At 61.2% G+C, this 13,501-nt stretch carries 12 protein-coding genes and 2 pseudogenes; 7 read left to right on the top strand and 7 right to left on the bottom strand.

Annotated features, from left to right (window positions below; genetic code table 11):
- Positions 1 to 19: 19 nt before the first annotated feature.
- The gene (locus AVAK2825_RS23785; RefSeq protein WP_284402959.1) at positions 20 to 1,063 is read left to right on the top strand and encodes a glycosyltransferase family 2 protein; all 1,044 of its coding nucleotides are present in this window, start codon (positions 20 to 22) and stop codon (positions 1,061 to 1,063) included.
- Positions 1,060 to 2,634, top strand: coding sequence for an ArnT family glycosyltransferase (locus tag AVAK2825_RS23780; RefSeq protein ID WP_284402958.1), 1,575 nt, complete (start codon positions 1,060 to 1,062; stop codon positions 2,632 to 2,634). The genes AVAK2825_RS23785 and AVAK2825_RS23780 overlap by 4 nt, the downstream gene beginning before the upstream one ends.
- Here the strand turns inward: AVAK2825_RS23780 and AVAK2825_RS23775 are convergent.
- Positions 2,594 to 3,025: a GtrA family protein gene (locus tag AVAK2825_RS23775; RefSeq protein ID WP_272564859.1), complete on the bottom strand. Its 432-nt coding sequence runs from the start codon at positions 3,023 to 3,025 to the stop codon at positions 2,594 to 2,596. The two genes, AVAK2825_RS23780 and AVAK2825_RS23775, sit on opposite strands and share 41 nt — an antisense overlap.
- On the opposite strand from AVAK2825_RS23775, the gene AVAK2825_RS23770 reads away from it, so the two are divergent.
- Positions 2,924 to 3,904: a ChbG/HpnK family deacetylase gene (locus tag AVAK2825_RS23770; protein ID WP_284402956.1), complete on the top strand. Its 981-nt coding sequence runs from the start codon at positions 2,924 to 2,926 to the stop codon at positions 3,902 to 3,904. The two genes, AVAK2825_RS23775 and AVAK2825_RS23770, sit on opposite strands and share 102 nt — an antisense overlap.
- A gap of 248 nt (positions 3,905 to 4,152) precedes the next feature.
- Here AVAK2825_RS23770 and AVAK2825_RS23765 read toward each other — a convergent pair whose 3' ends face one another.
- The 4 genes from AVAK2825_RS23765 to AVAK2825_RS23750 all read right to left on the bottom strand — a co-directional run bounded on the left by AVAK2825_RS23765 (position 4,153) and on the right by AVAK2825_RS23750 (position 9,028).
- Entirely contained in the window at positions 4,153 to 4,902 is a 750-nt protein-coding gene (locus AVAK2825_RS23765) for a DUF4198 domain-containing protein (protein ID WP_284402954.1), read from the bottom strand.
- 11 nt (positions 4,903 to 4,913) lie between these two features.
- Positions 4,914 to 7,253 (bottom strand): TonB-dependent siderophore receptor, encoded by a 2,340-nt coding sequence (locus AVAK2825_RS23760; RefSeq protein WP_284402952.1) that lies wholly within the window; start codon positions 7,251 to 7,253, stop codon positions 4,914 to 4,916.
- A gap of 187 nt (positions 7,254 to 7,440) precedes the next feature.
- The gene (locus tag AVAK2825_RS23755; RefSeq protein WP_502868990.1) at positions 7,441 to 8,427 is read right to left on the bottom strand and encodes a FecR domain-containing protein; all 987 of its coding nucleotides are present in this window, start codon (positions 8,425 to 8,427) and stop codon (positions 7,441 to 7,443) included.
- An 85-nt stretch (positions 8,428 to 8,512) separates the two neighbouring features.
- Entirely contained in the window at positions 8,513 to 9,028 is a 516-nt protein-coding gene (locus tag AVAK2825_RS23750) for a sigma-70 family RNA polymerase sigma factor (RefSeq protein ID WP_272564863.1), read from the bottom strand.
- A gap of 523 nt (positions 9,029 to 9,551) precedes the next feature.
- On the opposite strand from AVAK2825_RS23750, the gene AVAK2825_RS24845 reads away from it, so the two are divergent.
- Both AVAK2825_RS24845 and AVAK2825_RS23745 read left to right on the top strand, forming a co-directional pair.
- Entirely contained in the window at positions 9,552 to 9,770 is a 219-nt protein-coding gene (locus AVAK2825_RS24845) for a hypothetical protein (RefSeq protein WP_349817188.1), read from the top strand.
- Between the two features lie 166 nt (positions 9,771 to 9,936).
- Positions 9,937 to 10,236, top strand: a pseudogene (locus AVAK2825_RS23745) (1-deoxy-D-xylulose-5-phosphate reductoisomerase); the annotation flags it as partial.
- Here AVAK2825_RS23745 and AVAK2825_RS23740 read toward each other — a convergent pair.
- The gene (locus AVAK2825_RS23740) at positions 10,231 to 10,629 is read right to left on the bottom strand and encodes a DUF2325 domain-containing protein (protein ID WP_284402973.1); all 399 of its coding nucleotides are present in this window, start codon (positions 10,627 to 10,629) and stop codon (positions 10,231 to 10,233) included. The pseudogene AVAK2825_RS23745 and the gene AVAK2825_RS23740 sit on opposite strands and share 6 nt — an antisense overlap.
- A gap of 767 nt (positions 10,630 to 11,396) precedes the next feature.
- On the opposite strand from AVAK2825_RS23740, the pseudogene AVAK2825_RS23735 reads away from it, so the two are divergent.
- Positions 11,397 to 11,720 (top strand): annotated as a pseudogene (locus tag AVAK2825_RS23735) (integrase core domain-containing protein); the annotation flags it as partial.
- Between the two features lie 41 nt (positions 11,721 to 11,761).
- Positions 11,762 to 12,784 (top strand): hypothetical protein, encoded by a 1,023-nt coding sequence (locus AVAK2825_RS23730; protein WP_284402948.1) that lies wholly within the window; start codon positions 11,762 to 11,764, stop codon positions 12,782 to 12,784.
- A 63-nt stretch (positions 12,785 to 12,847) separates the two neighbouring features.
- Here the strand turns inward: AVAK2825_RS23730 and AVAK2825_RS23725 are convergent, their stop codons facing one another.
- Positions 12,848 to 13,132, bottom strand: coding sequence for a hypothetical protein (locus tag AVAK2825_RS23725; protein ID WP_284402946.1), 285 nt, complete (start codon positions 13,130 to 13,132; stop codon positions 12,848 to 12,850).
- Positions 13,133 to 13,501: the final 369 nt, after the last annotated feature.

The following is a 13,501-nucleotide window of genomic DNA, read 5'->3' as shown; positions in this document are numbered from 1 at the left end:
CGTGTTGGATTACAGGGCTATGTCGGTGCCTGTCGGCGTACTGGATGCAGCAGAATCCCTTGAACCATCCGTTGCTGACAAGCCCATTCTGGGTACCGACGAGGCCCCCCGCTCCAAGCTGCCCAGCCTCTCATGCGTTGTCCCTTGCCACAACGAGGGGTGCAACCTGGAATTGCTGCTCCCGACACTCGTCGGCATTCTCGATATGCACACCCGTGCCTGGGAGATCATCCTGGTCGATGACGGAAGCACCGATGACACGCTGGCCACGGCGCAACGCTGGACCGGGGTACCGGGAGTGCGGTGCGTTCAGCTGTCACGCAATTTCGGCAAGGAAGCGGCGCTGACGGCGGGGCTGCAGGAGGCTGACGGCGAGGTCGTGGTGATGCTGGATGCGGACCTGCAGCACCCCCCGCTGCTGATCGCAGAGTTCATCCGCCATTGGCAGGCCGGCGCGGACGTGGTTTATGCGCAGCGCCACAACCGCGACGACGAGCACCTGACCAAACGCATTGGCGTGCGCTGGTTCTATGCTTTGATGAATGTGGGTGGCGGCTTCGAGATTCCCCCAGGTGCTGGCGACTTCCGGCTCATGGACCGGGCCGCAGTGGCCGCCTTGCTGGCGATGCCGGAACGCACCCGCTTCATGAAAGGTCTCTACGCCTGGGTGGGTTTCCAGGCCGTCGCCGTGCCCTATGTGCCGGCCGCGCGCGTGCATGGCAGCAGCCGGTTCAATCTGCTCAAGCTCATCGGACTCTCCCTGGACGGCCTCACCGCCTTCACCAAGTGGCCGTTGCGTGCCGTCAGCATCGCCGGAACCGTCCTGGCCGTTCTGGCCTTCCTTTATGGCGTGTACCTGAGCATCGACTACCTGCTCAATGGCCACGCGGTGAGTGGCTGGACCACCATCGTCGTGAGCCTGATGCTTTTTGCCGGAATACAGATGGTTTCCCTTGGGCTGGTGGGCGAGTACGTCGGCCGTGTCTTCGAAGAGGTGAAGGCGCGCCCGCTGTTCGTGGTGCGCAGCCGTTTGGGCCGTGGTTTGAAGGCCAGCAGCAAATGAGCGACAGTATTGCCGAGAGCCGTCCCCATCCCCGCGAACTGCTGACGGCAGGCCTTGTCCTGTTCGCCCTGCTCGCGTTGACCGCATGGGCTCGGCCGCTCATGCTGCCCGACGAAGGGCGCTATGCAGGGGTGGCATGGGAGATGCTGCGCTCCGGCGATTGGGCGACGCCCACGCTGGATGGCATGCCTTTCTTCCACAAGCCGCCGCTGTTCTACTGGATCACGGCAGCGGCGATGTCGGTCTTTGGCGTGGGAGAGTGGTCGGCGCGCGCAGCCCCATTGGCGGGAGCGTGGCTCGCCGGCTTCGGCATGTTCGCCTTCGTCTGGCGCTGGGCCGGCAGGCGCCAGGCGCGGCTCGTCGCCATGGTGCTCCTGGCGCAGCCGCTGTTCTACATCGGCGGCCAGTTTGCCAACCTGGACATGTTGGTGGCCGGATGCATCACGGCCACGATCCTTCTGGCGGCTCATTCGGTGTTGTGCCGAGAGGCCGGACTGCATGGGCGCTTGGCGCTGGTTGCTGCCTATGCTTTTGCGGCCCTGGGCGTGCTGTCCAAAGGACTGATCGGCATGGTTCTCCCGGGAATGGTCATCGTGGTCTGGATGGTGCTCAGGGGGCGCATGCGAGGCTTGCTGGGCATGCTGTCGCTTCCGGGCCTGGCGGCTTTCCTGGCCATCGCCGCGCCCTGGTTCGTGGCGATGCAGATGCGATTCCCTGAGTTTTTCGACTACTTCTTCCTGGAGCAGCATTTTCGGCGGTTTACCGGCACCCAATTCAACAACGCCCAGCCATGGTGGTTTTACCCAGCGCTCTTGCTGCTGTTTCACAGCCTTTGGCTCCCCTGGATCGTCCGCACACTCATGCCCTCGCGCCTGGCCACTTTGCGGGCCGATTCAATACCGCTTTTGATGGGGGTGTGGGCGTTTTTGATCGTGGGCTTCTTCTCCCTTCCCCATTCCAAGCTCGTGGGCTACATCCTGCCGGCTCTGGCACCACTGGCGTACTTGCTGTGCGAGGCCTTCGCCAATGCGGGGCAGTCCCCCAGAAAAACAATGGTGCACTGGTGGTATGGCGCTTCGATCGTGGCCGCGCTTATGTCTTGGGGGGCCATCGCCTATCTATCGTTGAACCCGGACAATTCCAATCGCGCCCTCGCGCAGGTACTGCGCAGCGAGCATGCGGCTGGGGAGCCGGTGTTCATGCTCGAGCGCTACCACTATGACGTGGCGCTGTATGCGCGCCTGCTGCAACCGCCCGTGGTCGTCGACGCCTGGAACGACCCTGGCATCCAGCGCACGGACAACTGGCGCAAGGAGCTGGCGGATGCATCACGCTTCGCGCCGGAGGCAGCGAAGAACATCCTGTTGCTGCCCGAACGCCTGCCCAGCGCCCTCTGTTTGGCGCCCGTCAGCTGGGTGATGGGGCCACCCGGCCGGGCCGATAGCCTGCCGTTCCTGGCCCATGCCAAGGTGGTCTACCGCGCGAAGGAGGTGGTGCTGTGGCGCGTCGAGCGCAGCCAGGCCCAGGCGGTCAATTCCCTGCGCTGCGAAGGAATGTCCAATGCCGGCTGAGCACGTAGGTGATCAAGGCCACGCCGATCAGAACAGCCGCAAGCTTCAGCGAATACCACCTCGCATTCCCTGCAAGCAGCAGTGCGTAGGCGGTCTGGTTGATGGCGAAGCCGAGACCCGAAACGAGCACGAAGCGAAGCGCGGATCGCAAGAGAGGAGCGCGGTGGCCGCGAAAGGTCAGCCGGTAGTGGCCAACAAAGGAGACGACCATGGCGACGATCCAGCCTGCCAGGTTGGACGCCAGGGGCTGCCATCCAAAAGACTCCACGAGGCCAACCACCACGCTCCAGTGCAAGGCTGCAGCGCAACTGCCCACCGCAACGAAGAGCAGGACGTGATGGACCCTATGGAGGCGGGCGAGCGCACGCTTGAGCAGGCTATCGGTGGGCATCGTCCTCATCGTGCGCCCGAGCATAGCCGCGTGTGCGTCTGCGTGGATGATTTTGGACTGACGGACGGCATCGGCGATGCCGCGCTGCAACTCATCGACATGCAGCGCGTGCAGGCCATCGGGTGCATGGTCGGCGCCCCCGCATGGAGCGTCTGGAGCGGCCAGGCCCGCCGGCTCGACGCAGGGGCCGTTGATGTGGGCCTGCACCTGGACCTGACCGAGTTCACGCTGCAGCCTACGACGCGCATGGATTTGCCGCAATGGATCGTGCGCAGCTACCTCGGCCAGCTCGACACGGGTGCGGTGCGCGCGGAGATCCGGGCGCAACTCGGTGCGTTCGAAGACGCCGTGGGGCGGCCGCCGGCGTACGTCGATGGCCACCAGCATGTGCACCAACTGCCCGGCGTGCGCCGGGAACTGGTCGACGAATTGCTCGCCCGCTATGGAGGGGGTTCAAGCCCGCGGCCGTGGCTACGGGCCACCATCGCGGCCGCGGGCTTGCACCCCGCATCCCACGGTGGCTGGCGCCGTTGGGCCAAGGCACACGTGATTGCATGCCTGGGCCATCGAGGCATGCGCTCACTGGCCCGCGCCCACGGTTTTTTGCAGAACGCAGGGCTTTTGGGCGTCTATGGCTTCGATGCAGATGCACCTGGCTATTTTTCACTGTTGGCCGCTGGGCTCGGGGCCAGTCGTGACGCCACCCTGCTCATGTGCCATCCCAGCCGCAGCCACGATGCGTTCGACGCGATCGGAGCTGCACGTCGGATTGAATTCGAAGTGCTGCATGGGCCGCAGATGGGGCGGCTCCTGGCGGAGTCCGGTGTTTGCCTGCAGCCCATGGGGCGGATACTGGCACGCGGCCGTGCGCCGGACTGACCGGCTTTCGCTGCCCATGCCGGAGTCGCCACGCACAGGGCGACCTATCCCTCGTTTGCACACTTTCATGGACGTCCCGAGCAGAATCGCACCCCACAGGCGCAGCCCTGCGGGGCCCACGGTAGCCATGCCGAGGTTTCGAGCCCGTTGCCTGCCGCCTTGACGGGATACGGCGCCCTTCTTGCATGCCGTAGGGTCAGATCAAGCCTCGTAGGCTGCCCCAAAACTGGTGCGTCTGAGGAAAAAGCTCAATCCTTGGGCCGCGGCAAGGTGAATGCCAGCGTCGCAGAGAAGCCGTCCTCGTCAGCCTCAGTGCGGTCAGTGCGTGCACGAGTATGGTTGGCCTTGATCACGTTCAAACCGCTGCTTCCCAGGCGCACTTGTACGCGTCCATGCGCGTCCGTCTTGAGTACCTTTCCATGGGTATCTCCAATATAGTCCGCCCGCACCATAGCGCCCACCAGTGGGCGTCCCTCAAACAACACCTGCACCGCGAGCCGCTCGCCCCGCTTGACGGACAGAGGATCCGCCAGCGGCACTATTTCCAGCGGCAGTCCGAATGGCTGCGCGGGCCCACCGGCTGTGGGCCTCAGTACGGTGGTGGTGTACATCATGTAGTAGCCCGACTTCTTGGCCGCTGGCACCTGGGAACGTGGCCCCGACACCCATTTGCCGTCAGTTCCCTGGCTCCAATACCCGTCTTCAAAAGCCAGGGCTACGGCGGCCACATCCGGGCTCGCGTCAACCAGTACGTTGCGAGCCTGGGGCTTGAGCGCAACGGTCATGGACGAGCCGTCGGCTGCCCGGCCTTGTACGCTTTTGACAGCCTGCACCTGGTACTCGTCGTCCACAGGCCCCTCGCCGAGCACCAGGGCCCACTGACCCGTCCGCTGCGCCACCCAGACACCGTGCGCCTGGGCAGCCAGGGGTCCAAGCACGCCCGCTGCGAGCAGCGCTACACGCAACAGGTAGCGCATTGCGCCAGCAGCTTTCATCATGTCGATTCTCCTCAGAAGTTGCTGGTCAGGGACAGACGCACGATGCGCGGCTGGGCCATTCCCACCGTGCCGTACACCACCGACTCCCAATAGCGCTTGTTGGTCGCGTTCTGCACGGCCAAGCGCACGACGGAGGATTTGCCCATGATGCGGGTGCTGTAGGCAGCACCCAGGTCCCACCGGCCGAAGCTGCCCACCATGACCGAGTTGGCACCATCCAGCGGCCGGTTGCCCATGTGGTAGTAGCCTGCATTCACCGAAAGGCCGGGCACGGCCGCGACGCGGTAGTCAAGGAAGGCGCTTGCCTGGAAACGTGCCACATTGGCAGGACGCTTACCGTCCACGTTGGCATCCCCTGTCCCGTGCTGGGCGGCATCGATCCAGGCGACGCCGAGGATGCCGCTCAGTTGGCGCGTGATACCGCCATTGGCGGCGAACTCCACACCGCGGTGGCGCTGGCGGCCCTGGGTCTTGAACAGGTTGTCGATGGCGCTTACGGCCTGCAATTGCTTATCGATATCAAAGACCGCGGCCGTCAGCATGAGGCCAGGCACCACGCCCGACTTCACACCCACCTCGTACTGGGTACTCGTGATCGGGTCCAGGCGCTGATAAGGGTTGCTGGACCAGCCTGGCGCATAGGCGCCCTGCTCGAAGCCCTTGGTGTAGGTGGCGTACACGGTGGTGTGCGATGCCGGCTTGAACAGCACGCTGGCCGTGGGCACCGTGGTGGTGGTGGCATAGTGCAGACGCACACCGCTGTCGGGATAGTCGCGTGGCTTGTCGTTCACGTAGTCGATGTAGCGCGCACCCAGCAGCACGGACCAGCGGTCCGACAGCGCCACCGTGTCGCTCACGAACATGCTGTGCTGGATCGAGTGTGCCGTGGGCAGGCCGGTATCCAGCGGCAGGCCTGGGTCGGGCACGCCGCGTGGGCGGTAGATGTTACCGATGGCGTCGGGCAGGCGTGTGTAAGGTCCTTCGGGATAGTCCATCTTGGAGTAGCTGTATCCCGAGACCACCTCGTGCCGCAGCCCTGCAGTCTCGAAGCGGCCGGTGGCGAAGAGCTGGCCCGATATCACGCGGTACTCCTCGCCCTCGTACGAAATGCCGCCGTCAAGTACGTCGCCGTTGGCCGCCACCGAATAGGCGTTGTTGAACAGCGCGTTGCGCTTGGTGGAGCCATAGCCGAACTGTCCGGTGAGTGTCCAGTCGGTGTTGAGTGCGTAGTCCAGTCGCGAGCCGACGTTCCAGCTGCGAGAGCGGTAGCGGCCCCAGGGCTGACCGATCAGCGTGCGCGGATCGATGCTGGCGGCAGGTACCAGTGATCCGTCAGGCCGCGGGCCCAGGCTGGCGCTGGCCGACTGTGCCTTCTCCTGGTAGTCGAAGTCCAATTGCAGCATGGTGTCGCGGCCAAGCTTGAAATCCATGGCACCGCTGATAAATTCGCGCTGCAGATCGCCAGGGTGGGTGAAGTTGCCGACCTTTTCCTTGGCGACATTGAAGCGGTAGCCCATGCTGCCGTCGCCGATGGGGCCACCGGCGTCCAGGCTGGTGTAGTAGCCCTTTTGCGTGCGCAATTCGCCGGTCACGCTGAGCAGGGGATCGCGCGTGGGCCGCTTAGTCACGTAGTTCACGAGGCCGCTGGGATCGCCCACACCATAGAGAAAGCCCGAGACGCCCTTGAGCACGTCGATGCGCTCCTTGTTCTCCAGCGGCACATCGGCATAGACGTTGGCCAGCAAGCCGTCGCGGCGCACGTTGTTGAAGGTGTTGGCGGAAAACCCGCGCACGGCCACGCCATCGAACGAGGCTGCATAGGTCACGGCGCTGACCGACGGGTCGTTCTTGAGCACGTCGAGCGCCGTGCGCGCGCGCTGGCTTTGCACAGTGTCGGTGCTGTAGGAGCCGATGGAGAAAGGAACGTCCTGTATCTCGCGCACGCCTAGCGCACCGGCGTTGACATCGGGGGTTTCATACAGTCGAGGCGCGCTGGCCGTAACGATGACCGGCGGCAACACGGTAGCGGCCTCCGCCACCGGTGTTGCCGATTGGGGCGCTGAAGTGCTGCCGCGCCGTGTCAACACATAGCCACCGCCCTGCTCCACCGCAACCAGCCCCGTGCCCTGCAAGAGCACAGCCAGAGCCTCGGGAACCGCGTGGTTGCCGCGCACCCCAAGGGTTTGCAGGCCGGCAGCCATGTCCGTTGGAAAAGACAGCAGGATGCCTGCCTCTCGGCCAAGACGGTTGAGCGCGGCCTCCAGCGGTCCGGCGGGAATGTCGTAGGCCCTGCGTGCAGCAGGGGCCGTGGTCGTTGTCTTGTCGGCCGCCAGGGCCAGGCCTGGCAGCAATGCGGTAGCCGCAAAGGCCTGCCCAATGGCACAGACCAGCACACTGCGTGCGTACCGACGAACGGATGGCCTGCTGGCCGGGTGATATGGTCCCATGTTGTCGCCCCAAGGAATGTTGGAAATGTGATTCGCTCACCTACCATGTCCCGCGAGAACGCGAAAGAGACCACCTGTTCCGAAAATTACTTCAGGCGCCTGTTGAGCGAGGGATCACGCGCACCCAGTAGCGCGTGAAGTAAAGAACCCGCACTGGCAGCGTGCTTTGCAGTACTTCCAGGATCCGGTCCGTGTCGACCAACGGATAACTGCCCGAGACACGCTGCTCCGCCACCGCTGGGTCGCAGTCAATGCGACCGGGGCGGTGACGGGCCAGTTCGGTCAGGAAATCAGCAAGGCGCATCCCCCCTGCCAACAGCATGCCGTCCATCCAGGCAATGTCGGACTCCTGCGCGGCAACAGGCCGCCTGATCGAATCACGGGTCAGCCGTGTCTGCTCGCCCGCGCGCAGCGTAAGGGCTTGGCCATCGGCATCGTGCGGCTGTATTGCCACCGCACCTTCGTAGACAGCCACCCGGCTGCTGCCATCCTGCAAATGTACGGAGAACTTTGTGCCTAGCGGTCGCAACTCGCCATGCGCCGTCTCCACCACAAAGGGCAGCCCGGCGAAAGCGCCTTCGTGACCGGTGGTGACTGCAACCTCGCCGCTGACCAGGCGCAGCCGCCGTTCGGTGGAGCCCATCTGCACACTCAGGGCCGTGCCAGTGTTAAGTGCCACCATGCTGCCATCGGCCAAGCGCACTGTCCGCCGCTCGCCCACGCCGGTGCGTTCATCAGCCAGCCACTGTTGCCAGGGTGTCGCTTCGCGGTGTACCAACCAGGTACCGCCTCCTGCGAACAGCAGCACGGCCAGGGCCTTCACGCCTGTGCGACGGCGAGGGGAACGCGGAGAGGCTAGCGCTGCGTGCGCAAGGACTGAGGCAGCCGAAACAGATTCCAACCGACCGTTGACGGCTTGGATATGACGCCAAGCTCGGTCATGATCAGGGTGCTGCTGCCGCCAATCATTCAGGCCTCTACGGGTCGCATTGGTGGCGCTCCCTGACTGTAAGTCCACCAGCCATTCCACAGCTTGGCGAGCGACTTGCGGCGAAATTCCTTCGGGCCGGAATGGCAGGCGCACGGCCGCATCGACTGCCGCATTCGGCAGCTCGATATCTCGTTCCTGGTGTGCGTCCAGACCCATCGCTGGAACAGATCGCTCAGTCTGTACCCAGCGCGAAGTAGCACTGGGTTGCCGCGCGTACGAGATGGCGCTTGACGGTAGTGACAGAGATACCCAGTTCGGCCGCGATCTCGGCATGGGCCATGCCATCGAGCTGGGAGTGCAGAAAGGCTCTCTTGGCAAGGGTTGGCAAACCGTCCAGCCGGCGGTCGATTTCCACCAGGGTTTCGAGCAAGATGGCACGCTCTTCAGGGGAAGGCACCAGCGCCTGAGGAGCTTGGGCCAGCGCATCAAGGTACGCACGCTCGATCTGCTCACGCCGCCAGTGGTTGGCCAGCACCCGCTGGGCCACGGTGGTCAGAAAGGCACGCGGCTCACGCAGTGCGGCCAGTGGCTCATCGCGCGCCAGCAGACGCACAAAGGTGTCCTGTGCGAGATCGGCCGCCCGGTGCGAGCAACTGAGCTTGCGGCACAGCCACGCGTACAGCCAACCATGGTGGCCGGCGTAGAGCGCGCGGACATCCTCCAATAGAACCGTCTGAGCGGCCGTCATGGCATTGTTCCTTTGAAGCAAAACGCCAGAAACCCCGGCGGTTAAATGCAAATGCGAAGTATTCTTATTATAGTCGGGCGCAGGAGAGGCCACCAACACCAGATGCCCCTGCCCGTCATTCAGCGCATGCCCAGAGCGCTCCACCGCCTCAGCCAAAACCCACCTACCATTGGGCATATAAATACGTTTTCCAACGCCTTTCGCGCAGAAGTCGTTCGCATGGCTCGCAAGGGGCTCAAGCCTGAGTTGCAGGGCATGCGCAAAGCAATCACCAACCACCGGTCTGAGATCGCCGCCTTGAGGGGGAAGTGACGAGCATCACTTCGCAACTGAAGTCGACTCAACGCCAGACCAAGGTTATTAACGAGGCTGTGCCGTCTGCTAAGTCCAAAGTTTCGAAACGCACCGCACAAGAGGATTTCGTATTTGCGCCAGAGATGCATCACCCAGATGCGCAGTTCGCTATGCGCCACTGAGCTTCAAATGGCTGCCTTGCTGGCTGTTTCACCGCTGACGCGAGGAACTGCGGCGCCTCATTCTCACTGCCAGCGGAGGGCCATCCCGAGACCGGATACGTGCGCACATTGCGCAAGCAACTATCAGTGAAGTGTTGAAACACCCGACTTGGCAGATGGGTCACAAGAACTCTTTGGCAGCGCCACATTTGCGAACAAGGGATTGGAGCTCATCGAGGCTTGCTACTTTTTCGACATGCCGCCGAGCAGGGCGATGTTTTCATTAATCCATCATCTCTGTTGCACTCAGCGGTAAGCTTCATTGACGGGAGCATGGTTGCGCAACTTGGCCACAACGACATGAAAAACGCTATTGGCTACGCATTGTCATACCCGGACAGGATGAATACCGGCATTGCTGACCTGGACGTGGGCTAGGTCGGCGCTCTCGAATTTCATAAGATCGATCTGGAGCGCTTTCCATGTCTGTGCTTGGCCAGGCAAGCGGTGGATGCGGGTACGGGAGCTACCATGATGTTCAATGCCGCCAATGAGGTTGCAGGGCGAATGTTCATGGCAGGCAGCATCAGGTTCTATGAAATCAGCGAGATCATTGCCGAAGGGCTGGACCGCGACACTGCCCGCTTTGATGTGGGATTGGATGATCTTATGGCAGCCGACCGTGACGCGAAATTTCTCGCGGCCGAGATCGCTGAGATCGTCATGGTCGCACGACCACGAACCCCTCTATGACCGCAGACACTGCGCTGGCCCTGGACCTGTTTCATCCGGCCGAGCCGAAATCCCTGCAGCAAAACTGGCCACACTGGCGTTGCGGATCGGCAAGTACGTAATACCGAGCTTGGTGCACAACCGTTTGAGGTTGGTGGCCGAGTCGTGGTCCACGCAATCCACCGGGAAAACCACCAAGTTCGCCCCAGAGACGGCAGACGCCAACAGGCCCTTGCGGTCCTCATGGCCGCCATCGTGTCGCTGGAAGTCGCCCCCGTGCCGCTCAACGAGGCTACGGATGGCGGGGGTGGAACTGGGCCGCCCACCCACGTACAGGATGCGGCGCCCACGCAATTGAGTGTCCAGCGCTGCCGCGGGTCGTCCATTGACAGAATCGGTATCGCCCAAGACCATCTCACGCAGTTGAGTTTCGGCCGCTTGCAACTCGCCGCCCAGTACACGCAAATGTTTGCGTAAATGCTCAAGTTCCTCGCGCAGATGGGTTGCCTCTGCTTGGACCAGCACAGTCGCCTGCTCCGCACGTTCGCGCCGCTCGGTCTGCACAGCAACCAAATCAGCCTGTGTACGCCGATGCTCGTCGTCCTGACCACCACCATTTGAGCGCTGCAGCGCAGCCTTGGCGGCCGACAGCTGACCATGTGCATCGATAAGCGTGCGCTGTACACCGCGCAGTTGCACACGCTGTTTGCGTTGGTCAATCTGTGGCTGGCGCGGCGCAAATTGCTGGCTGCCCTGGCATGAGTGCGACCCCAGTTCGCCAAATGGCAGCCAATCTGCAGCAGCGTGCACCCAAGGTGAGGAAAAAAGGGCCTCAACTGCCTTGTACATCAACGGGCTGAGTGCATCGGCACACTCATGCGTGTGTTGTGCAGACCTTCCCTAAGCAATAGGTGATACGGTCAGCGGACATATGTAAAGCATACGATGCAGTTGTAACGTGTGTCTTGCCAGTTGGTCCGACCACGGCCTCTACGCTCACTTTTGCTGCGGGGTTGGAAGGTTCATGCCGGTCACATTGCGCATTTGGCGAGCGTCCGCTTTGGGCGCACTGCCGCCGCATGAACCATCCTCATTGATCGCCGGCAACCAGCCTCTTGCAGTCTTTGGACATCTAACGCCTGCTCAGACCGCAAGACTTCTCGCAAAAACCCAAAAAAAGCCACAGCGACCGCGGGTCGCAATACGTCAGCATTCGGTACGCTTAACGACTGGCTGAAGCGGGTATAGAGCCTTCCGTGGGGAGCAAATGCGATAGCTATGACAACGCTTTGGCCAAGACCATCAACGGCCTCTACAAGGCCGAGTCAATCCATCGCCGTGCACCGTCTACAACAACGGAAGCCGTGGAGTTCGCCACGCTCGAATGGGTGTCATGGTTTAACCACCATCGCCTGCTCGAACCCATCGGGTATATCCCGCCAGAAAAAGCTGAGGCAAACTACTATCGGCAACTCGCCAGTCGGGTCACTGCTGCGGTGACCTGACTTAAACCAAACGACCTCCTTGAAACCCGGGGCGATTCACAATGACGAAGCGCGATTTGATTCAGGAGATCCAAGAAAAAAATGAGCGAGCCAAACGGCTCTATCTGCACGGGCACATTGAACTGTACTCAATAGAACGTAGCGCTCGCGACTTAACCGATGCGGATCGAACTTTGCTTGCGCTTCATGTGATGGGCATGGCAGCTTGTATCGAGGTTAGCGTTAGAGAGGCCATAAAGCGACTGATTGATTCTGGATCACCATACTTGGACCGAGCGCAGGCCTTCAAAGACCACATGCGCTTTGACTTCAACCTGACCAAGGCGCTCAGCACAAGACAAATCACTTTTGGTGACTTGGTAGCGCACTCTCTTCCGGTCAGCAACCTAGGCCATATTGCCTCTCACATCGAGGTACTTTGTTCTGATGGGTCGAAGAAATTTCAGTCGATACTTGCAGGCCTTCGTGAGTTCGTTGAGCCAGATGTATTCGGGGAATCAGATGAAGCTTCACAGGAAGCACCTCAGCTCGTTGCAGACGCAAAACGACTATGTGAAGACGTCTCCTCGATCTTCGAACTACGCCATCTGGTAGCTCATGAAGCTAGTTTTAGCAGCGTCACGTACGAAGTCTTTGTCTGCTTACTGGAGAGTTCCAGAGAATTTGTAAAGGCTCTGTATGAACTTGTCGAGCAAAACGTTCACCCGAAAAGATCTCGGAACGGATTCGGCCAATCAATTCAATACATGGAAGAAGCTCAAAAGGTAGCAATTTCGGTGTCTGAACTCGCTGGTCTCATCAGAGGAAGACTGGAAGAGCGAGCGGGAGATGATAGGCAAGCCCTTGAAAAATTTGACCTTGCAGCGGAGGCATTTGAGAGTTATTTTTCTGCGGAGGAATCACTTTGGCTTGCGGCGCACCAGACTATCAGTGGCAATGCGATGCGCAATATTGAGGCGAGAGTCACACTTGGCACGCACAGTCATCGCCTTGAAATGCTACGCGAACTTGATGATCTGACGAAGCCCTATATTCCTGCAAACGAAGTGCAAGGCGATGAATAGCTGGATAGCTCATTGAGAGCAACGTCGCCCTCAAGATTGGAACGTTGTCCTAAAGAGCGTCACTCAACTTGGCGCAGCACGGCGCTCGCGGTCGCGCTGGATCTTCTCCACCTTGCCAAGGCGGGCGTGCAGAGTGGTGGCCAGCCGGTTTCCTTCGATGCCAATCAGCTTCACCAGCGCGCCCGCTGACAGGTCGGCCAGGTTGCGATCCTCCTGTGGCGACAAGCTCAGGACCATGTCGCCAATCTCGCACTTCACGATGCCACCCGGCAGGATGGTGCGACTCATGGCGCGCGTTTCGTGGAACGTCTCGGCGGGGGCGTACTTGCCGCGTTCAAGGCGCAGCATCTTCTCGCAAAATCAAAAAAAAGAGCGCTCATCTTGAGCGCTCTTTTTTATATAGCAACAAGTCCAATTTAGGCCTAGTCCAAGTTCACATGTATAGGTCTTCTTTACCCGTTGAATTCGAGTTTACGACTTTACAGTTACAAATGACCGCCCCGCAAACCCGCATGAATGCTAGAGGCCTGTTTAAGACTTTATTTGCGAGTTTACGACTTTAATTACCCGGATTAGCAGACCTTCCCTAAGGAAGGTCTGCATAAATCGCCCCACGACATGCTTGGCATGGAGATGAAGCCCTGAGACGATACGTCACATGAAGCAGCACAGCCTGGGCTTGGGAATGACGGCGAAGCGAACGCGGCGGCGGGAATT

The organism is Acidovorax sp. SUPP2825, assembly GCF_030158995.1.
Taxonomy (GTDB): domain Bacteria; phylum Pseudomonadota; class Gammaproteobacteria; order Burkholderiales; family Burkholderiaceae_C; genus Paracidovorax.
This window is presented reverse-complemented; position numbering and strand designations above follow the sequence as displayed.